At 46.7% G+C, this 20,397-nt stretch carries 18 protein-coding genes; 13 read left to right on the forward strand and 5 right to left on the reverse strand.

Features of this window, described 5'->3' with window-relative positions; translation table 11 throughout:
• Positions 1 to 149 precede the first annotated feature (149 nt).
• The 4 genes from AC3WQ3_RS17570 to AC3WQ3_RS17585 all read left to right on the forward strand — a co-directional run bounded on the left by AC3WQ3_RS17570 (position 150) and on the right by AC3WQ3_RS17585 (position 4,717).
• Positions 150 to 1,169, forward strand: coding sequence for a glycoside hydrolase family 88/105 protein (locus AC3WQ3_RS17570; RefSeq protein WP_336781441.1), 1,020 nt, complete (start codon positions 150 to 152; stop codon positions 1,167 to 1,169).
• Positions 1,170 to 1,181: 12 nt separating this feature from the next.
• Complete coding sequence (gene gnpA / locus AC3WQ3_RS17575; protein ID WP_492472935.1) at positions 1,182 to 3,362, forward strand: 1,3-beta-galactosyl-N-acetylhexosamine phosphorylase; 2,181 nt, start codon at positions 1,182 to 1,184, stop codon at positions 3,360 to 3,362.
• 178 nt (positions 3,363 to 3,540) lie between these two features.
• Complete coding sequence (locus AC3WQ3_RS17580) at positions 3,541 to 3,984, forward strand: NUDIX hydrolase (protein WP_492472936.1); 444 nt, start codon at positions 3,541 to 3,543, stop codon at positions 3,982 to 3,984.
• Position 3,985: 1 nt separating this feature from the next.
• On the forward strand, positions 3,986 to 4,717 hold the full coding sequence (locus tag AC3WQ3_RS17585; protein WP_492472937.1) for an SMI1/KNR4 family protein: 732 nt from the start codon (positions 3,986 to 3,988) through the stop codon (positions 4,715 to 4,717).
• A 105-nt stretch (positions 4,718 to 4,822) separates the two neighbouring features.
• Here AC3WQ3_RS17585 and AC3WQ3_RS17590 read toward each other — a convergent pair whose 3' ends face one another.
• Complete coding sequence (locus tag AC3WQ3_RS17590; protein ID WP_492472938.1) at positions 4,823 to 5,746, reverse strand: alpha/beta hydrolase fold domain-containing protein; 924 nt, start codon at positions 5,744 to 5,746, stop codon at positions 4,823 to 4,825.
• A gap of 215 nt (positions 5,747 to 5,961) precedes the next feature.
• On the opposite strand from AC3WQ3_RS17590, the gene AC3WQ3_RS17595 reads away from it, so the two are divergent.
• On the forward strand, positions 5,962 to 6,951 hold the full coding sequence (locus AC3WQ3_RS17595) for a phosphotransferase (protein ID WP_492472939.1): 990 nt from the start codon (positions 5,962 to 5,964) through the stop codon (positions 6,949 to 6,951).
• Positions 6,952 to 7,054: 103 nt separating this feature from the next.
• Here the strand turns inward: AC3WQ3_RS17595 and AC3WQ3_RS17600 are convergent, their stop codons facing one another.
• The gene (locus tag AC3WQ3_RS17600) at positions 7,055 to 8,047 is read right to left on the reverse strand and encodes a DUF4003 family protein (protein ID WP_492472941.1); all 993 of its coding nucleotides are present in this window, start codon (positions 8,045 to 8,047) and stop codon (positions 7,055 to 7,057) included.
• A 33-nt stretch (positions 8,048 to 8,080) separates the two neighbouring features.
• Complete coding sequence (locus AC3WQ3_RS17605; RefSeq protein WP_492472942.1) at positions 8,081 to 8,230, reverse strand: DUF6713 family protein; 150 nt, start codon at positions 8,228 to 8,230, stop codon at positions 8,081 to 8,083.
• 198 nt (positions 8,231 to 8,428) lie between these two features.
• Between AC3WQ3_RS17605 and AC3WQ3_RS17610 the strand changes: the two genes are divergently transcribed.
• From AC3WQ3_RS17610 to AC3WQ3_RS17625, 4 genes are all read left to right on the forward strand, one after another.
• Entirely contained in the window at positions 8,429 to 9,808 is a 1,380-nt protein-coding gene (locus AC3WQ3_RS17610; RefSeq protein WP_154892969.1) for an amino acid permease, read from the forward strand.
• A 225-nt stretch (positions 9,809 to 10,033) separates the two neighbouring features.
• Complete coding sequence (locus AC3WQ3_RS17615) at positions 10,034 to 10,453, forward strand: hypothetical protein (RefSeq protein WP_095288570.1); 420 nt, start codon at positions 10,034 to 10,036, stop codon at positions 10,451 to 10,453.
• A 15-nt stretch (positions 10,454 to 10,468) separates the two neighbouring features.
• The gene (locus AC3WQ3_RS17620) at positions 10,469 to 10,816 is read left to right on the forward strand and encodes a hypothetical protein (RefSeq protein WP_095288571.1); all 348 of its coding nucleotides are present in this window, start codon (positions 10,469 to 10,471) and stop codon (positions 10,814 to 10,816) included.
• 599 nt (positions 10,817 to 11,415) lie between these two features.
• Complete coding sequence (locus AC3WQ3_RS17625; RefSeq protein ID WP_095360984.1) at positions 11,416 to 12,318, forward strand: SDR family oxidoreductase; 903 nt, start codon at positions 11,416 to 11,418, stop codon at positions 12,316 to 12,318.
• A 93-nt stretch (positions 12,319 to 12,411) separates the two neighbouring features.
• Here the strand turns inward: AC3WQ3_RS17625 and AC3WQ3_RS17630 are convergent, their stop codons facing one another.
• Positions 12,412 to 14,856, reverse strand: a complete 2,445-nt coding sequence (locus tag AC3WQ3_RS17630; protein WP_492472943.1) for a transglutaminase domain-containing protein — start codon at positions 14,854 to 14,856, stop codon at positions 12,412 to 12,414.
• Positions 14,857 to 15,166: 310 nt separating this feature from the next.
• On the opposite strand from AC3WQ3_RS17630, the gene AC3WQ3_RS17635 reads away from it, so the two are divergent.
• Both AC3WQ3_RS17635 and AC3WQ3_RS17640 read left to right on the forward strand, forming a co-directional pair.
• The gene (locus tag AC3WQ3_RS17635; protein ID WP_492472944.1) at positions 15,167 to 15,586 is read left to right on the forward strand and encodes an ester cyclase; all 420 of its coding nucleotides are present in this window, start codon (positions 15,167 to 15,169) and stop codon (positions 15,584 to 15,586) included.
• 224 nt (positions 15,587 to 15,810) lie between these two features.
• A complete protein-coding gene (locus AC3WQ3_RS17640) occupies positions 15,811 to 18,192 on the forward strand; it encodes a GH36-type glycosyl hydrolase domain-containing protein (RefSeq protein ID WP_492472945.1) in 2,382 nt (793 codons plus the stop codon).
• A gap of 112 nt (positions 18,193 to 18,304) precedes the next feature.
• On the opposite strand, the gene AC3WQ3_RS17645 is transcribed toward AC3WQ3_RS17640, so the two are convergent.
• Positions 18,305 to 19,072, reverse strand: coding sequence for a GNAT family N-acetyltransferase (locus tag AC3WQ3_RS17645; RefSeq protein ID WP_492472946.1), 768 nt, complete (start codon positions 19,070 to 19,072; stop codon positions 18,305 to 18,307).
• A gap of 174 nt (positions 19,073 to 19,246) precedes the next feature.
• Here AC3WQ3_RS17645 and AC3WQ3_RS17650 point away from each other — a divergent pair, with 174 nt between their 5' ends.
• The gene (locus AC3WQ3_RS17650) at positions 19,247 to 19,909 is read left to right on the forward strand and encodes a M48 family metallopeptidase (protein ID WP_492472948.1); all 663 of its coding nucleotides are present in this window, start codon (positions 19,247 to 19,249) and stop codon (positions 19,907 to 19,909) included.
• A gap of 51 nt (positions 19,910 to 19,960) precedes the next feature.
• A complete protein-coding gene (locus AC3WQ3_RS17655) occupies positions 19,961 to 20,347 on the forward strand; it encodes an iron chaperone (protein WP_492472949.1) in 387 nt (128 codons plus the stop codon).
• The last annotated feature ends 50 nt before the right edge of the window (positions 20,348 to 20,397 follow it).

The raw sequence follows: 20,397 nt of genomic DNA on the forward strand, positions 1-20,397 counted from the left end.
AAATGGTTGAAATTGCGCAGTTTTGTTACGAATATGCTTAGATTGACACCATTTTACTGCGTAGAATGGAATAAGTAAAGCGTTTACAATACGAACGGACACCTCTCAGGGCGCACTTGGGGGCATGTGTCCAGGAGAGGGGAATACCGATGCTTCAAGTGAAATATGACAGGGAAGAGATTTTAAAGGTCATCGATAATGTCACCCAAAAAACACTATCCATGGATCTGACATGGGACTGGCCTTGCGGTGTAGCCTATTACGGTGTAACCAGAGCCTACCAGACGACAGGCAACAAGGAGATTTTGGACAGGCTGGTTCAGTGGGCGGATGAATATATTGAGCTGGGCCTGCCGAGCTGGACGGTAAACACCTGTGCCATGGGACATATGCTGATTACGTTGTATGAAGAGACAGGGGACCAGAAGTATTGGGATATCGCGCTGAGCAAAGTGGATTATCTCCAGAATCATGCGCTCCGCTTCGGAGACAACGTGCTGCAGCATACCGTATCCGTTGCCAATGACTTTCCGGAACAGGCGTGGGCGGATACCTTGTTTATGGCTGCATTTTTCCTGCTGCGCGTAGGCAGCAAGCTGAAGGATGAAGCCATGATTCAGGATGCGCTGAATCAGTATTACTGGCATATCAAATACCTTCAGGACCCAAGCACAGGCTTCTGGTATCACGGGTATAACAATGTCAATAAGGACCATATGTCCGGATTTTACTGGGGAAGAGCGAATGCCTGGGGTGCCTACACCATGTCACAGGTGAAACCTCAATTGAAGGACTGGTATTTATATCCGCAGTGTATGGACATTGAGTGCTCACTTCGGGACCAACTGGCAGCCTTGAAGCTGGTTCAGACGGACAACGGCTTGTGGAGAACGGTGCTGGACGATGAGGAGTCCTATGAAGAAGTATCAGCGTCTTGCGGTATAGCGGCGGCCATGATCAATAACGGCAATCCGCTGCATACTAAGTATGTACAGAAGGCATTGGACGGTGTACTGAAAAATATCACTGAAGATGGACGTGTACTTGGCGTATCTGGCGGCACGGCAGTCATGAAGGATCGGGAAGGGTACCGCAAAATCCCCAAAGACTGGATTCAGGGCTGGGGTCAAGGCCTGGCACTCGCTTTTCTGTCCGACATGTTGAGATAGGAGGAGATCCAATTGTCCAAAAAAACAACGGGAGCCTTCACCCTGCCCGGAGAATCGGGTTATGAGGCGCTGACACTGGAACTCGCTGAACGGTGGGGTGCCGATGTCATTCGTGACAGTGACGGAACGAAATTGTCGGATGAGATTATCAATGCAGGATACGGCATTTATTCGACGATCTGTATCATCCGGGATCATAATGAGTGGGCATCCCGCAATACGGATAAGCTGCAGCAATGTTTTCTCATAACCAATCCCAAGGTGGCCGTGCAGGATTACCTGTCCATCTACCTGATGGAGGATTTCTTCGCTGAACAGTTCAAGGTGAACGATTCCCGGGAAGCGTTCAAGTATTGGCAGGTCTATGACCGGACGACGGGGGAAGAGGTGCCGAGAGAACAGTGGAATTATGAACGGGAATCCGGGAATGTGGTCATTACCGGCATTGTTCCGTGGCATAAATACACCGTCAGCTTCATGGTTTACCGAATATGGGAAGAGATTTCGATGTACAACCATACGACGAATGACTGGGACAAAGAGCATCTGATGCAGATCGATCCGATCTATCCGGAGACACAAGCTTATTTGCTGAATTGGATGGAAAATTGGTGTCAGGAGCACAAGGAAACGACCGTTGTTCGGTTTACTACCCTGTTCTATAATTTCGCCTGGATCTGGGGCAGCAGTGAGCGAAATCGTCATCTGTTCTCGGACTGGGGTTCATATGATTTTACGTTGAGTTCAAGAGCGCTTGATCTGTTTGCCAAAAAGGCTGGCTATTCCCTCACGGCTGAGGATTTTGTGAATGGCGGTAAATACCGGGTCAGTCATATCCCTGCGAATCAGCGCAAGCTGGATTGGATGTCATTCATCAATGATTTTGTGATTGAATTCGGTAAAAAGCTGATTGATATTGTACACAAGCATGGCAAGCTGGCCTATGTTTTCTACGATGATAGCTGGGTCGGCATGGAGCCTTACAATGACCGCTTCGAAGAATTTGGATTCGACGGCATGATCAAATGTGTATTCTCCGGGTATGAGGCGAGAATGTGTTCGGGTATCAACGTGGATACGCATGAAATCCGGCTGCATCCATACCTGTTCCCGGTTGGTTTAGGCGGGCTTCCTACCTTCAAGGAGGGCGGCGACCCTACGCTGGATGCCAAGAAGTATTGGATTCATATCCGGCGTGCTCTGCTCAGAGAACCGATCGATCGAATCGGACTGGGCGGGTATCTGCATCTGGTGGAGCCTTATCCGGATTTTGTGGAATACATCGAGAAGATTGCCAATGAATTCAGGGAAATGAAGGAGCTGCATCAGGCTGGCATGCCTTATCAGATTAAGACCAAGGTAGCCGTGCTGCATAGCTGGGGCAAACTGAGATCATGGACGCTGTCCGGTCATTTCCATGAAACGTACATGCATGATCTTATTCATATCAATGAAGCATTGTCGGGATTACCGGTTGAGGTGCAGTTCATCGATTTTGAAGACATCCGTCAGGGCGTACTGCAAGACTGCGATGTCGTGATCAATGCTGGCTCTGCCGGTTCCGCATGGAGCGGTGGTGAACACTGGAATGACCATACGTGTGTGGACCTACTGACGAAGTGGGTGTACGAAGGTGGTACATTTATCGGCATCAATCAGCCTTCGGCGATCGAGGGATACGACAGCTTTTTCCGAATGGCACATGTTCTTGGCGTGGATGAAGATACAGGGGCCAGAGTCGTTCACGGAAAATGGTCGTATGAGGTACGAGATGAGCATGGTTTGGTACCGGATGAAGCCAGCATAACGCCAAAGAAAGGCATCTATCTTACAGATGGCACAGCTGAGGTGCGGCATGAAACGGATGGTCACATTACATTGTCTACGCATGCATTCGGCAAAGGAAAAGGCATTTATCTCCCTGCATTCGAATTCAACTGGGAGAATACCCGATTGCTGCTGAATCTGATTCGTTATGCAGGCGAGGAGTACGAAGAAACGAAGTATATCCCGGATAACCTGTACACCGAGTGTGCGTACTATCCGGAAAGTAACATATTGGTTGTCATCAACAATAGTGACCAGGTTCAGACAACAACGATTGATACAGAGTTTGGAAAACAAACGCTGGAACTGGCTCCGTATGATACGGTTATCACCAAGATTGGTGCAACCAACTCGGTATCCTCATAGGATATCTTCTTTATCGAATTTCTTCATAGAATATCGTCTTATAGACCGTTTTCCTGGCCAGGGAGCGGTCTATTTGGGCTAAAAAGGAATTTTGCTCATGAATATTTTATAATGTAAATCATACAGGCAAACTAATCGGATATCTTGCTCTAGACTTAAGATTGTGGGGGTGTAATCAATGATTCGTATGGCTGTCGGTGCGGTCATTCAAAAGGATGATAAACTGCTGTTAGTTCATAAGGTAAAAGGAGCACAGGGGAAAATCAAAGGAACGTGGGATTTCCCAAAAGGCGGGGTAGAGCCGCAGGACGAGATCATAGAGGCGGCACTGCTCAGGGAATTAGAAGAAGAAACGGGATCAACAAAATTTACAATTACCAAACCGTTCAAGGACCGAATTGCCTTTCGTTTTGACGCTATAACACAGGAGAAATTGGGATATCAGGGCCAGGAAACGGCGATGTTTCTGGTCGAATACACTGGAGACGGGACTGATCTGAAGCCTCAGGATGACGAGATCGATGATATTCGGTGGTTCCCCATAGACCATGTCGCTCCACTGTTATTTCCGGAGGCCCGTGTGTTCTTTGAAAGATACGTTCTGGTGAGAGGAGAAGATTGACTTGAATGCAGATTTTAGAGTGTTGACCGAGTTCCTCCAAGGTCATGATGAAGCAAGGGGTTCCATTTCAGAGGAAGACATTCAGAAGCAAGAGCGTCGTCTTGGCAAGCCTTTTCCGGCCGCTCTGCGTGAATATTATAAGAGGTTTGGGCGGTCACAATATATTAAGCAGCACTGCAATAATCAGTATGAGCCGATGCTTCTGGAGGATATCTTTGTACCGGGTTCGAATTTCTTTACAACGGACAAGGCGTTTTTGATCTTTTATCAATGCGAAGAATCAGTGATCTATTGCGGCATACGTTTCAGTGATCTGACGAAGGAAGACCCGCCGGTGTATCTATGTGCCTGGAACCATCCGGATTGGTCGCTGGAGAATGAATCACTCACCAATTTCCTGGTAAGCAAAGCATTTATTCAGATGGGGGTGGAGGACAGGCTGCCCTATTGGGTGATTTTTGATGAGAACATGTGGGGGTTATCGGACTATCGATCCTATTGGGGATTAAGTGACGGAGCATATGAAATTCCAGAAATGTCCTCTCTCCAGGCTTGGCGGATATTTCGTAAGGAGGATGTCATTCTCCTGTTCGAAATGGCTGTTGGTGAAAGCGAGGATGATATATTAGCTGTATATCTGGCTTCTTTTGACCGGGAGCGTATAGCGAGCCTGTTGAATCGTACAACGCAGGACAGGCAGCTGCCCGACTATAGAACCAATTTGAGCTCATAGCTTCAGATGGATTGCCCTAACTTTCCAATCGCTTTTCCGTGCTGGACAGCCTCATTAAGGTTCATATTATTTTTCATATTTCTCAATCTCCTTTAAAGCGACTGATCAATACTTAATAATGTCGATGATTTTGCGCTGAGCATCCTTGGCTTCCGGGATGGGATACAGGACAAAAACATGATTCATTTTGGGATAAACAAAGGTATGATGGTCAATATCCTGGTCAGTTAGCATCTTGTCGAGCTTCATGATGTCGGGGAATAGCCCTTCATGTGTTCCGACAAACATGGTGATTTTCCCGAGTCCTTCGAAATCTCCGTAGATCGGACTAATCAGCGGATCATCCAGCGATTTGTCAGCTGCCCATATCTGCCGGATTACATCATATCCTTCTACAGCGAGCATGGGGTCTCTCGACTCATAATCAAATATGACCGGGTTGTCCAGAACCATATCCACACATGGAGACAACAAAATGATGTCTTTGGGCTGCGGAAGATGATTCATCTGAATGTATTGTGCCAGACTTAGCGAAATATTCCCACCCGCAGAATCTCCCATAATCGTAAGTTGTGAGGGATCTTGTACCGATTCAATGATTTCACGATATAAGTTTAGAAGTCTTGGATACGTATGCTGATAGTTGTAGTGAGGCACTTTGGGATAAATGGGAGCGATCACTTTGGCGTTCAGTGCCTGGGACAGGGTGTCCATGAATCTCCAATGCAAGCTTAGAGGCTGATGCGTATGAGCACCGCCATGTATATATAAGATGACTTTTTGTACGTCTGAATGCTGGTCATTTAATGTAAATACCTGCATGTTCTCAAATGAACGCTCTGATCGGGGAGATGTGAGTTTCACCTTACCTAACTGATAAGGCTTAATATTCTCAAGACCTACTTGGTTGATGTGCTTCCGGGTGTTGTCCCGCGTGGAGAAATTCTTCTTGGTGCCTGATAAAAGAATAAACTTTTCAAATAGATAGCTCATTAGAGAGCGTCTTTTGTTATAAACATTCATACTCATCTGTATGCCGCCTCTCGTCTAGATTACGATATCTACAGTATAAAGGTTGAAGTGTACTTCAAGGTCAAGGGTGAGATTCAAAGCGAGAACAACAAAGGTTGTAAACGAGCTTGTCAGAATGCCCACTTCTTTTAACTCGTCTTCCAAAATGTACCTATAACCTATATATTAAATGATAGGAGTATCAGAAATTATTAAACTGAAGGAGCATTAATATGCTTAATTTTAATCAACCCATGGCATTGCGCTCGATTTTAAGCCCGAAATATTTGGAGTTTGCTCTAAGAGATCAATATGATATGGGTCAATGGGAAGAATGCTTGTTTTGGCTGCGAGGATTGAATGATACATACCGGGTAAAGACGTCCACGGGCTTGCACATCCTTCGGGTATACCGTGCCGAGATCGGGGAGGAAGAAGTGATCACGGAGTTGTCCGTTTTATCTCAATTGAAAGCGCTATTGAATTCTTCGGTGCATGCAGATGTTGGAGATTATATGAAGAAGAAGGATAGTAGTGATTACACCGTTCTGGATGCGCCGGAAGGCAAACGTGTGGCCGTGATGTTCCGCTATATTGAGGGGACCGAGAATAACCTTGAGGATGAGGCGTCCTGTTATGCTTTTGGTCAATCTGCGGCTGAGCTGCACAAGGCTATGGATCAGGTGGTAGTGGAGCAGCCCAGATATGAGCTGGATACACGATTTCTGATTGATCAGCCGCTGGCGCTCGTTATGGCATATATCGGAGAGTCTCATGAAGCAGGACCGTTTTTGGTTGCGTTTACTGAGGAGCTGAAGAAGCGGATTACAGCATCTGCCCGTAGTCTGGAATGGGGACTGTGTCATGGCGATATGCATGGCAACAATAATGCCTTTCAGCAGGGAGGATCGTTTACGCATTATGATCTGGAGTGGACAGCCAAAGGCTGGCGTGCCTACGATCTGGCTCAGGTAAAGGCTAGAAAGAGACAATCCGGTGAGCAAAAAGCACAATTATGGAATGCACTCATGGCAGGTTATCGTTCGATACGAAGCTTCTCTCCAGAGGACGAGCAGGCCGTAGACCTGTTCATTATCGCTCGCAGATTCTGGGTCATGGGTCTGGATGTTGCTTTTATCGAAAATGATATGGGTGCACTGGATTATGGTGACGATTGGCTGAACAGTTTCATTGAGGAGTTTCGAGAAACGGGAATCATATAGTTTCGGAAGATGATGAATTGTTCTACACCTATTTTGAATTATTTTAAGCCCCCTCTGAATCAATCAGAGGGGGCTTTTTCATAACATACTGCCTTGGCGAACGTTAGCTTGAAGATGATGAAGCGGCAGCAGCAGCTGAAGCCGCGGCAGCGGAGGCCATGGCGGCCTGCTGTGCGATGATAATGTTGGTGATGCTGGTAGAGAGTGTCGTGGTCAGCACACCGCTTCGCAGATTCTCAACATGCTGAACAGCCACTAAGGCAGATGAGAATAGAAGCAGCTCCTGTTTGGTGATTGACCATGTCCCGAAGCCCTTTTGATCACGCAGCCAGTCGAACGTTTCTTGCACCTGATCCACCAGTGTGTCCTGGTGGACAGGCAGCAGAGAGAGCACTCCGAGGGAGGATAGGGTATACGTTTTATCCAAGCGGATGCTGCGTTTACGGAACGCCTCCTGTAATGCCAATACCCGTGCGCTTGATTCAGGATTGTCATCTCCAAGGACCAATACCTGGGTCAATGCCTGCACGCTGTTGCCAGGGGAGAATTCTGGCTTCAGTTCACGATAGAGCTGCTCCATGCGGGCCACACCGGATTCCACATCGAGATCTGAGAGAGCCAGCATGGCTGCGAAAATATAGTCATCCTGTCCGGTGAGGAAGCGGTGTTTTGCTTTCATCTGATCGTAAAAAGCCTTGGCACGCTCCACCGTGTACTGAAACTGGTCAGGCGCTGCCTGGGCAGCAATCTGATAGGCAGCCACGGCCAGGAAATCGGAAGTGCGGAACTTGATCTGTTTCATCAGATCGTAGACATGCAGGGTGTCCGCCAGCTTCGTCTCCTGATCCGTGGTAAGGGAGAGCATGGCAGCAATACTGATAGCCGAATTGCCCCTGAATACAGAAAAGAGGTTTGTATTTTGCTTCATCAGATCATGAGTCTGGCGAATGGCCTCGCCATCGGCCGTTTTATTTTCGCCTGCATAGAGAAGTGCCGCCAGGCGATGCATCATCGGAGTTTGCCATTTGAACGACTTCTTGATGATCTGTGTATTGGAAACGAATAATTCGACTCGTGCTGCGTACTGCTGCTCCATATGCACACCTCCCGAAATGAGTAGTTGTTACCCCTAGTTTATTAGGAATATTAAATGAATTAAAGCAAAAACTTCGATGGGGTAGATGAATGCCCTTGAGAACGAATTTTTAAATGGATTGCGAGGGTGCTTCTCAAACCAGAAATGCAATATCGTATGTATGATGAAAAAGATGTCCAGCACCCAGAATGTAATCGTTTGTTATCCAGAAACCATTATAAATGATAAAAATTCTCATTAAAAACGCTTCCTTACATTCCTTGTTGTATTTCTGCGGCACATCTCGTACAATTTGGTGAAGCAATTCTGCATTGCGTTAATGTGAACATAAAATGTAATTATGACAACACGAAGCTGCACACAAGAAAAGGGGAGAATCGTTTGGAATCGAAGCAACTATCTAGAGGGCTTAAGCCCCGTCACGTTGAGCTGATTGCACTCGGGGGTACAATCGGTGTTGGATTGTTCATGGGGTCGGCGAGTACGATCAAATGGGCAGGTCCTTCGGTGCTGCTGGCCTATCTGCTGGCCGGGATCATTATCTTTTTTGTCATGCGTATTATGGGTGAGATGTTGATTCAGGAGCCTGTCACCGGATCCTTTGCCACATTTGCTCATAAATATATCAGTCCGCTTGCCGGGTTCCTAACCGCCTGGAGTTACTGGTTCCTCTGGGTAACGGTGGGGATGGCGGAAGTTACGGCGATCGGTATCTATGTCGGTTACTGGTTCCCTGATATTCCACAATGGCTGCCGGCACTGGCTGGTGTGCTCATTATTGCGGCGGCGAATCTGGCTGCGGTGAAATATTATGGGGAGTTTGAATTCTGGTTCGCCATGATTAAGGTAACAGCCATTGTGTTCATGATCGTGATCGGAACGGGCTTAATCTTCTTCGGTCTGGGTAACGGCGGACAGCCGATCGGATTATCGAATTTGGTGAGTCATGGGGGCTTCTTCCCTGGAGGGATCAAAGGATTCCTGTTTGCTCTATGTATCGTAACGGCTGCCTATCAGGGCGTGGAAATGGTCGGTATTACGGCCGGGGAAGCGGAGAATCCGAAGCATACGCTGCGTAAAGCGATCAAAAATATCGTATGGCGTATCCTTATCTTTTATGTAGGGGCCATCTTTGTCATCGTGACATTGTACCCGTGGAATGAAGTGGGACAGACGGGAAGCCCGTTTGTACTCACATTTGCCAAGGTCGGTATCGTGGCTGCTGCGGGCATTATCAACTTCGTGGTGCTCACCGCTGCGATGTCAGGATGTAACAGCGGAATTTACAGTGCGGGACGTATGTTATATACGCTTGCTGAGAATGGACAGGCACCTGCCTTCTTCAAAAAGCTGTCCAAAGGCGGGGTTCCACGCAACAGCATCATTATTACGATCTCCCTGCTGCTGATCGGTGTAATCTTGAACTACCTGATGCCGGATTCCAAGCTGTTCCTGTATATCTACAGTGCAAGTGTTCTTCCGGGGATGGTGCCGTGGTTCGCACTGGCCTTCAGCCAGTTCCGGTTCAGAAAGCGCTGGGGTAGTGAGATGGGGGAACACAACTTCAAGTCCAAATGGTTCCCCATCAGCAACTACATTATTATTGTGTATCTGATCCTCGTTATCATCGGGATGGCGTTTAACCCGGATACGCGTTTGCCCCTGATTGTGGGTGCGACCTTTATGGCCATCGTGGTGATCGGATATTTTGTATTCGGCGTTGGGAAAAAGCAGCGTGTAGACGGTGGAGAAGATCAATAGATTTACGTTATAAAACTGTGGTGTGAATTGTTCAGTGGGTGCCCAAAATGCATTTCTTGAGTACATCGAAGAATTTTTAGAGATTCGGTGTCATTCAAGGATGCATTTTTTGTTTTTTTTGTAACAATGAGTCGAAATAACAACTTAATTTATTGATCAGTATTAAGGCTTACCTTATAATCAAGGAGATTGAAGAATTTGTAAACATACTGGGGGAGTTTGCTAATGTTAGTAGGAAAAGGCGCAGTGCGTGAGATGTCAAATGATATCGACAAAGTCATCAGAGAAATTGACCAGATCACCCAATCCAAAATTGACCGGGTATCGGATAAAATTGACTCTGAATTGAACTCTTGTGGTCGTGAGCTTTCAAACGCTGCAACGACATTATCTCAGATCAAGCCTCTGATTGACAGATTGGTCGCACAAGTTGGACAAGATGCTCCTGATCATGTACAAGTACTGGTAACATCGATTGCACAGGAAGTAATGTCCAAAGTTATAGCTACTAGCGGCAACATTGACGAGGTTCAGAAGAACATTAAAGATGTAGATAAGTTAACCAACGAAATTGATAGTCTTACGGACGAAATTGACAAGTTGACAGATAAGATTGATGAAATTACCGATAAGTATCAGAAGTAGGGAGGATAGGTCTCTATGAGCGATTATACACCACCTGTAGGTCAGCCCAATTACATATCGGGTGGCTGGGGAAACAAGCAAGCAAAAGAAACGGCTTTAAAGATAGATCATATTGCAGATAAGGCCAAGTTTGGCATTGAGATGCTGGGTACAGGATTGGATGGAATAGATGCTATTGAAAAAGAATTGATTGAAATCTCCCATGCGCCGCAGCCTCCTACACAAGAGCAGATTCGATCGATGGCTCATCGCCTGGATGCACATCAAAAGCAACTCCAACTGGCTTTGGACCGGATTAAAGACATGATGACAGATATAGAAAAAGAAACGGATGCTATTCAAAAACCACGTACATCCTGGTAAGAGTAAGTTTACGTTGTTTACGAATTAGAATATGTAGAAAGAGAGGGGAGTTCCCTCTCTTTTTTTTATTTGTCTTTTGAGCAGTGTCACCCTCTCAAAAATATCTCTTGAATCTCCTGTTACTGGAGGTTTTAGGATATGAACTAGAAGAGCTGCTGCGCGATCAATATCAATTCCATTGCAGCAGACAAGGGGGAATAAGCAAGATGAGGACGATGTAAACGATCCAGCGGTTTACGGAACATCCTTCAAGTTAAATGCTGCAGCTGCCTTAAGGAAATGATCAAGCCCAGTTTAAATTTCACCCATCTCGGTTACAAAGAAAAGAGTGCAACTTTTATGAAAACCAACTATAAATAAATTGAAATTTACACATTCTATCTAAATTGAACTTCACATCTACACATTAACGTAGAGGGCAGAGAAAACCTGGAGAAATGAAATGTTCGCCTTTATCACCGAATTTTCTCCTTCTAAAGGAATAAAAAAAATTGGGGGATAACAGCGATCGGAAGGTTGCTCTGACCGCGCAGTGACCCGTGTAGAATCCATTGGTTCTATTTTTAGAGAGTGTAAATTTAACCGAGGAGGAATTGAACATGGCTAATCAAGACCAGCATACTGTACAAGATCCGACGACACAATATCCGAAGGCTACATCAGAATGGAAACAGCAGCAGGAAGAGCCGGGACTTCAGCGCGAGATGACACCCGTGCCTGATGCAGGCGAAAAGAGTTACAAAGGCAGTGGACGTCTGACTGGACGCAAAGCCGTAGTAACCGGGGCAGACAGCGGAATTGGCCGTGCGGCGGCCATTGCATTTGCCCGTGAAGGCGCGGATGTTGTGCTGTCTTATCTTCCTGAAGAAGAAGCGGATGCCAAAGAAGTGGTACAGCTGATTGAAGAAGCAGGCCGTAAGGCTGTTGCGATTCCCGGTGACCTGAAGGATGAGAACTATTGCGAGCAGCTTATTGAGTCTGCCGTTAAGGAGCTTGGCGGGATCGATATTCTTGCCAACGTGGCAGGTAAACAGCAATTTGTGGAACAGATTGCGGATCTGACTACAGAGCAGTTCGATGCGACATTCAAAACGAATGTGTACTCCATGTTCTGGCTCTGCAAAGCGGCTGTAAAACATATGAAACCAGGCAGCTCCATCATCAATACGTCGTCCATCCAGGCATACAGTCCTTCGCCAATCCTGCTGGATTATGCGACGACGAAGGCGGCCATCAACACGTTCAGCAAAGCACTGGCCCAGCAGGTCGGCAGCAAAGGTATCCGCGTGAATGTTGTAGCGCCAGGTCCGGTATGGACACCACTTCAGGTGGTTGGCGGACAGCCCGTCGAGAAGCTTGCTAGTTTCGGCTCCAATACGCCACTTGGCCGGGCAGGACAACCTGCCGAGATGGCACCTGCCTTTGTATTCCTGGCGAGCCAGGAATCCAGTTACGTGAGCGGTGAGACCCTGAATGCCAACGGTGGTACCGTTAGTCCGTAACAGGAGACCGTAAATTGGCCCCAAATGGATTAGCTTGTTAAGCAAAGAACTCCATTCCCGATAAGGGTGATGGAGTTCTTTGTGTTCTAGTTTTTATTTTTGTTCCGGATTGGTTTCCAGAATCGTGTAACTGCCCAGCGTTGCAAGTTGTGCCGTGTTCAGCAGGGCTTCATCCACCGCAGCAAGTGCTTCGCCTGCCGCTGTCATTAATTCATCGGAGTTAACAGGAGAGGCAAATCTCAGAATAACCCGTTTCTCCCCATTTTTCAGTTCACTCTCCGTCTTTGTTTTATATTCACTTACCGAAGCGACTTCGAGCTCATTTTGCACATAATAGTCATTCGTATCACTTTCACCATGAAACAGTTCGAGTTCGGAATCGATCCAGTAATCTTTATCCGCTATCGTTTCCTGACTTGCAGCCGTCTCATCGTTGGCATTGTACAGGAAGTAGGGAATACCGGAGTTGGTCAGGTTGTTGGTGGCATCTACGTGGAACCATTCATCGCCGATTTTGACCTTGTTCCACGCATGAGGAACACCACTGGACGCTCCCGTTACGACAATGCTGTCCAATCCGGACAGATCAGAGAGCAGCTTGTAGACGGAAGCATAGCTGGCACATACACCAACCCCTTTGACCAGAATGCCGTAGGTGGTGAATGAGTCGTTAAACTGAGCGTCTACATTTTTGAAGTTATTTTGCTCCGCACTTTCAAGTGCCGCATCGTCATACTTTGCATTATCATTCAAATAATCATAGATGGCTTTACGTTTCTCATCATCTTTCATGCCATCTTTGATGATGGAAGCGACAACTTCGTTTGCTTTGGCAATAATCTCGCCTTGTTTCTTCTGGATGACATCTGCAGATTCATTGTAATGAATGGTGAGCGTCAACGTACCATAGTTGTATTCGAACCCTTCGACGCCGAGAATCAATGGATTCTGATACATCACTTTCAGGACAACATCCGAGAGCGTTGTGAAATTTTGGGCTTCGGGAAAAGCTTTCAATGAGATTTGATCTTCAGCAGCAATCATGTTTTTGGCCAGCACTTCTTCCAGTGCAGAATCCGCATTGATGAGTTTATCACCTGCAGCCGGTTCAGGAACGGTTTCCTGGTTGCCTTCTTCAACATTCTGCTGTGTGTTCGATTTCTGTTCGTCCACCAGGTTTGCTTCTGCCGTTTCAGGGTTAGAAGCAGGAGCTTGTTCAGGACCTTCTTCAGTGGTCGCATCCACTTCAACTTCAGGTGCTGGAACAGCAGTCGTTGTAGACTCTTCAGGCGTAGATTCTGTTGCAGTCTCCGATGCAGGCGCATCATTATTGTTAATGATGGTTGGCACATCAGGTGCAGGGACGTAAGGAGTGTCATTTTTGGGTTCAACCAGTCCGTTACTGGACTCCGCGACCGTTTGTTGATCCAGTTTGGCCAAGTCTTCTTTGGTTACAGATTCTACCCGTACGTAGCTCTTAAGAGCGGTTCCTTTGATATGAAAAGGAATGTTCGTTTCGTTGAAATCCGAGATTTCTACATTCGCAGTATCGTAGACAATTGATCCTTGGGAGAAGGAACCGTCGATGTGCTCAATACTTGTTGTTTTAGGTAGTTCGTTTGTGTTCTTCAATTTTTCCATATAAAGCTGTTCTTTTAGAGCCATGGGCAGCTGGTTAGAGAGAGGAGCAGTAGCCACACCGTTACTGAAATTCGATTCCTTGTCCCCACTGACAGCAGTGACGTAGTATTCACCCTTCATCCCATGGTTCTGATAGGATGTCGTTAGTTCATTCATGATACCAAGGCCGCCTTTGCCATCCTCATTGAAATCATTGAAGGATGTTTCGGTTGTCGTCGCTACGACTAGCGGATTGCTTCCATTGTAGGCTTTCTCTGCCCCTTGCAGGGGAACATTGTTTGTTTCAAAAATAACGGTTCGATCGGCACGATTATAGATTTTGTACTCTGCTGCGCCCTCTACCTTGTCCCAGGTAAGCGTGAACCGTTTATCCTTGTCGATCTCATACTTCAGATTCGGAACAGGCAGCTCGGATTTTACTGTAAAAGGAATAATCATGGGTTGATCAAGTGGTGTCAGTTTCTCAGCATCTGGATTATAGTTCAGACGAATGTAATAGATGGGGGCACCACCCCATGTATTTTGTTCTTGTGCTTTCAGCTTCTCCGAGCTTAATACACCCCATCCGAGAGGTTTGATCGAAATGCTATTATCATTGATTTCCGGTATGGCATAGACTTTACTTGCTTCCAGGGCTTTAATATCGGTATGTACACTAATCATGTCACTTGCTTGAAGACGACTGGTTTTTAGGTCAGCCTTAAATGTAAACTTGAATTCTTCGTCTTGAGCTACGTTATACATGGGCATAATCGATGGGCTTGATTCGGAGCCGTATTTCTGCTTCAAACTCAATATGGTAGAGCCTTCTAACGTTTCTGTGGGATTATTGTCGCTTGGACTGCTCTCCTTGTCATTGCTCTGGCATCCAGCCAGCAGCAGAGTAAGAGTAAACAATATTACGAATAGACGTTTCATGATACACCACTTTCTGGTTTTTCTAGTTCATACACCTGACATTAGCATTTATGGTAAAAATCAATCTGAATCCTCTTATCAGCAAAACCTCCTATTAATTACCTAAAGTCTTTCGCTAGTTTATGGTTATATAGTCTCATTGTCAAGGTTGGGTAACAGGGATAATAGTCCCGTAGAACAGTAGAACAGATTGATCTCCCACCATGGAATGGATGATAGAATAAGGGAAGATATCGAAGGCTGCGTTTCAGATGTAGTAGAAAATCCAATGTAAACGGAGTGGCGTGCAATGACCCCTGAACAGATTGTCAGAGCTTTTTTCAAAGAGGTACGGTCAGGTCGTAACCTTGATTATGCTGATACATTGATGGCAGAGCAGGTACTGGCCCATCAGGTGGTATCCGAAGAGGAAGTGACCGTAAACAGGACACCTTCCGAATATGTGGATCATGTACGAGAGATGATTCAGGCGTACGGTGAATTCTCACTTGAAATTCAGGAACTGATCGTACAGGGTGATAAAGTGTATGTACGCTGGAGACAAGAGGGTATACATATGGGAGAAGTGGATGGATACACACCAACCCATCGGCCGGTTATTGAAATTGCCAGTGCTGTATATCGAGTTGAAAATGAGCGGATTGCAGAATATTGGATTCAGATTGACAGGCTGGGCATCGAAAAACAATTGGAGCGTAATAAGAGCTGAGAATTCAGCTCTTTTTTTGTTAAATCGGAGCACCTAATCAGAAGTTTTATTTTTAATAGAATGTTTTGCGATGATTATGCGCTGAGCAGGTTAATTCACATGAATTTTTTGAACATTTATCCGTGACTGTAAGCGTTCCCGTGTTATAATGAATGAAGTTGTATACAAGTTACTAAAACGTTTTCTGTCATTCCAATTTCATAACCCGAAAGAGAGGTTCAGTGATGATCAGAGCAACGAACGATAATGAATATTATGAGCTGACCAGTCCGACAAGTATGCCCAAGGCATCCGGATTCCTATGGAACGAAAAGATGATGATCCATATGAATTGCCGCGGATATGCTGTGGCGCAATTCATGCAGCCGGAGCCTGCCAAGTACTCGCATGCACCCAATCTGGAAGCGAAGACATTTATGCAACCGGAGCAGCCGTATTATGCGCATCATCCGGGGAGATTTGTCTACATCAAGGATGAAGTTAATGGAAACATGTTCTCGGCTCCATATGAGCCGGTGCGAAAACAGGCGGACAGCTATACATTCGCCGTGGGTAAACACGATATTCGCTGGAATGTTGTAAGCGATGACATATCCATAGAGATGAGCCTGCGTCTGCCCAAGGCGGATGCCATGGAGCTGTGGCAAGTGAAGGTGAAGAACCTTTCCTCTCATAAACGCAAGCTGAGCATGTATCCGTATTTCACGGTTGGTTATATGTCATGGATGAATCAGTCCGGTGAATATGTGAATGATTTGCAGGGAATCGTCTGCTCGTCCATTACGCCCTATCAGAAATATCAGGACTATGCCAAAGTCAAAAATTACAGCGACAAGACCTACCTGCTTGCGGATCGTAAGCCCGCTTCATGGGAAGTGAATCACGAGCGTTTCGAGGGCGAGGGCGGCCTTCATGCTCCATCGGCATTGCAGCTGGACACCTTGGAGGGCGGGGATGCAAGGTATGAGACACCTGTCGCTGTCCTTCAGTACAGGTTGGAGCTCGAAGCTGGGGCTGAGCGGGAATACCGGTTTATCTTTGGCCCGGCTCATGATGAGGCAGAGATCGAACGCATCCGGCAGCAGTATTTTATCAAGCGGGATCATGAAGGATTGGATGGCTTTGCCTTGGCCGAACAGGAATATGCGGCTTACGTTGCAGAAGGACAGGGAAATATACAGATCCAGACCCCGGATGACGGATTGAATAATTTTGTAAACCACTGGCTGCCACGCCAAATGTATTACCACGGCAAAACGAACCGGCTAACGACTGATCCGCAGACCCGGAACTATCTGCAGGATAATATGGGCATGAGTTACATTCAGCCCGCGATCGCACGTGAAGCCTTCCTGACAGCCCTGTCTCAGCAGCATGCTAGCGGCGCAATGCCGGATGGGATCATTCTGCACCCGGAGGCTGAGCTCAAATACATTAACCAGGTTCCTCATACGGACCACTGTATCTGGCTTCCGGTCTGTATGCGTACGTATCTGGATGAGACGAATGATTACAGCATTCTGGAGGAGCAGGTTGCATTTGCCGACAGTGAAGAGAAAGCCTCTGTGCTGGAGCATATGAATCTGGCCATGCGCTGGCTGATTCAGGATCGTGATCATCGCGGCCTCAACTTCATTAATCAGGGCGACTGGTGTGATCCGATGAACATGGTGGGTTATAAGGGCAAAGGGGTATCCGGTTGGCTCACCATTGCAACGGCGTATGCGTTCAAGGTATGGGCGGATATTTCCGAGCAGGCCGGGCATACCGAGACAGCGAAGCAATTCCGTGAGGAAGCAGACCGGACCAATGCTGTAGCGAATGAGTATCTCTGGGATGGCGAGTGGTATGCACGCGGAATAACGGACGATAATGTCGTTTTTGGCATCAGCAAGGATCAGGAAGGACGCATCTATATTAATCCTCAGGGTTGGGCGCTGATGAGCGGCGCAGCCGATGAGGAGAAGCGGAAGAAGCTGATTCGGGCAGTTGAGGAGCAATTGGAGACGCCATATGGTGTGGAAAAACTGGCACCGTCCTTCACATCTATGCGGGAAGATGTCGGCCGGGTTACGCAAAAACATCCGGGCAGCGCCGAAAATGGGGCAGTCTACAACCATGCGGCTGCGTTCTACATCTATGCACTGTATTTGGTTGAGGAAAAGGAGAACGCCTACCGACTCCTTCGGAAAATGATTCCTGGTCCCAATACCGAAGATATCCTCCAGCGGGGACAGTTACCTGTATTCATCCCCAATTATTATCGCGGGGCCTACAGACAATTTCCACGTACAGCCGGGCGCTCCAGCCATCTGTTCAACACAGGTACGGTACCTTGGGTGTATCGCTGCCTGATCGATGGACTGTTCGGATTGCAGGGTCACGCCGAAGGGCTGCTCGTTCGTCCGCAATTACCTGCGGATTGGGATAAGGCTTCTGTGACCAGGTTGTTCCGTGGTGCGGAGCTGCAGGTGGAGATGAAACGGGATGCGGCTGTCCGAAAGACTGAAGTGTATGTTAACGGTCAATTGATTGAGGGAGACATGATTAAGGATATCCAGGCTGGCAAGTCATACGAGGTATTGGTCAAGCTTCCTATATCATAAAGAATAGATAAACTTGAAATGCCTTTCTTGTTTTTTAAGAAAGGCATTTTTTTATTCGATAAGGCACATCTAAGGATGTCTGATGAACTGGAGTTCGGGGCAGGAATGAGGATCAAAATTCGCTGAAATCCTTAACTCTATACCAATACGAGTAAATTTTCGAATAGCCCAGTTTGGCGTAGAGCTTTATAGCGGGAGCGTTACCGGCTACAACCTGCAGATAGCTCGATGTTGCGCCTTGTTTTCTCCCCCAATGCAGGAGATGTAATATCATCTGTTCAGCGAACCCGCGATTCCGATAAGCGGCATCCGTAATGATATCATACAAGCCGATATAGCCACGCTCGACAATGCCCAGCCCACAAGCAACAACTTGCCCATCGACCAAGAGGGAAATGAAACCCGTACTTGTACGGATATTGGACAGCATCTGTGTCATTGTTTCCCGCTTCCCTTCCTGTACCTGATTCAATCGGCAAAAGTGATCCAGCCACTCCTGGGTCAACTGCTCATCGATTTGTACAAAAGGGTACTCCGGTTCCTTCAGCTCTTCCAGACTGCGCACCTGCATGTTGGTGTGATCCACAATGGAATACCCTCTGTCCTGCAGAAGCTGATCCAAGTGATCCGGCTGGATAAACGGTGTGATTTTGAAAATGGTACTCAGCTGATGGGAAGCATAGATTCGCTCGCACTCATTGATCTTGGCAAACACATCCTGGGTAGAATCATAGATGGGTTGTATGGAGTTGGCACGCTTCGTGTATCCGTTGGCAAAACGTAAAATCCATCCATCATAGAACAAGGTGGATAGGGACTGCCAGTGATTGAGGGATAATTCCTCAATGATTTTGTGGCCATTCTCTGTGATTTGCTTCATACGATATCCTCCATTTACATGAGACTGAATTCAATATGATTTAAATAATAATACATAATAATGAATAATAATACAGTTTTATTTAACAAATATCGATCTATTGTTTGTGCAGATCACCTTGGGATGGTATACAATCGTAATGAATGGATAACAAAAAAAGAAGCGGAGCACAGCATGCTAACGATTAAACTAAACGAACACGTCATTCAATGCCATGTGGTATATGGCAAAGGCAAGAAGGTTTCCATCACGATGGACCTGCCTTACATGATAACGATTAAAGCACCCAATGGCACGAGCAATGAGATGATTCAGCAGCTTGTAGAGCAGCATGGTGATATCATATTGAAGAAATCGGCACTAATGCAGCAGGCCCTGGAAGGACCGCAAGCCAAAGCCTACGAGGAAGAAGGCAGCGGGAAGTTTTTATTTCTGGGCAAGGAATATGCACTGCATGAGTTAATTAAGGTTGAAGGGTTGTCCGAGGATGAGCTGCGGGCGAATCTGAAGAAATTTTATTTTGCCGAGTGTAAGAGAGTCATTGGTGAACGCATTGGTCCATACCAACAGCAGCTGAAGGTCAAGCCAAAGTCCATAGACATTGTGGAATCCCCGACCAAGTGGGGCAGCTGCAGCTGGGACAAAAAGCTCACATTTAACTATCGTCTGGCCATGGCACCACCGGAAGTCATTGATTATGTCATTATCCATGAGCTGTGCCATATTCATCATATGAACCATGATCGCTCCTTCTGGCGCCGCGTTGGCAGTATCATGCCGGACTACAAGACGAAGGAAGATTATCTGATGCGCAATGGCCGGGCCATGACGTTGTGAAAAAATAAATCCATATCACGAGTCCACGAATCGTGGTGGAAGGAGTCCAGGATGGCTGAGGGTAACCATTATTCTGTACTGGTCGATGAATATATTTTGGGGTTCGCTCCGGATGTACAGGTCAGACTGCAGGCATTAAGACAGATTATTCGCGAAGCGGCTCCGAATGCGGAGGAGAAGATCAGCTACCAGATGCCAACGTATGCGCTGCATGGGAATCTGGTCCATTTTGCCGCATATAAGAACCATATCGGATTCTATCCTGCGCCCAGTGGAATCAAGGCATTCCGGGATGAACTCTCTATCTACAAAGGCGCTAAAGGCTCGGTGCAGTTTCCCCTGAATCAACCCTTGCCCGAAGAGCTTATCCGCCGGATTGTGGGATTTCGGGTGAAGGAAAATGTGGAGAAGGCAGTGGAAAAGAAACGAAAGAAGTAGCATTGTATTAAAGGAATAGATAGACCGCTATCTTTGGCGAAGAGGGCGGT

It is taken from the genome of Paenibacillus sp. FW104-T2 (genome assembly GCF_058789975.1).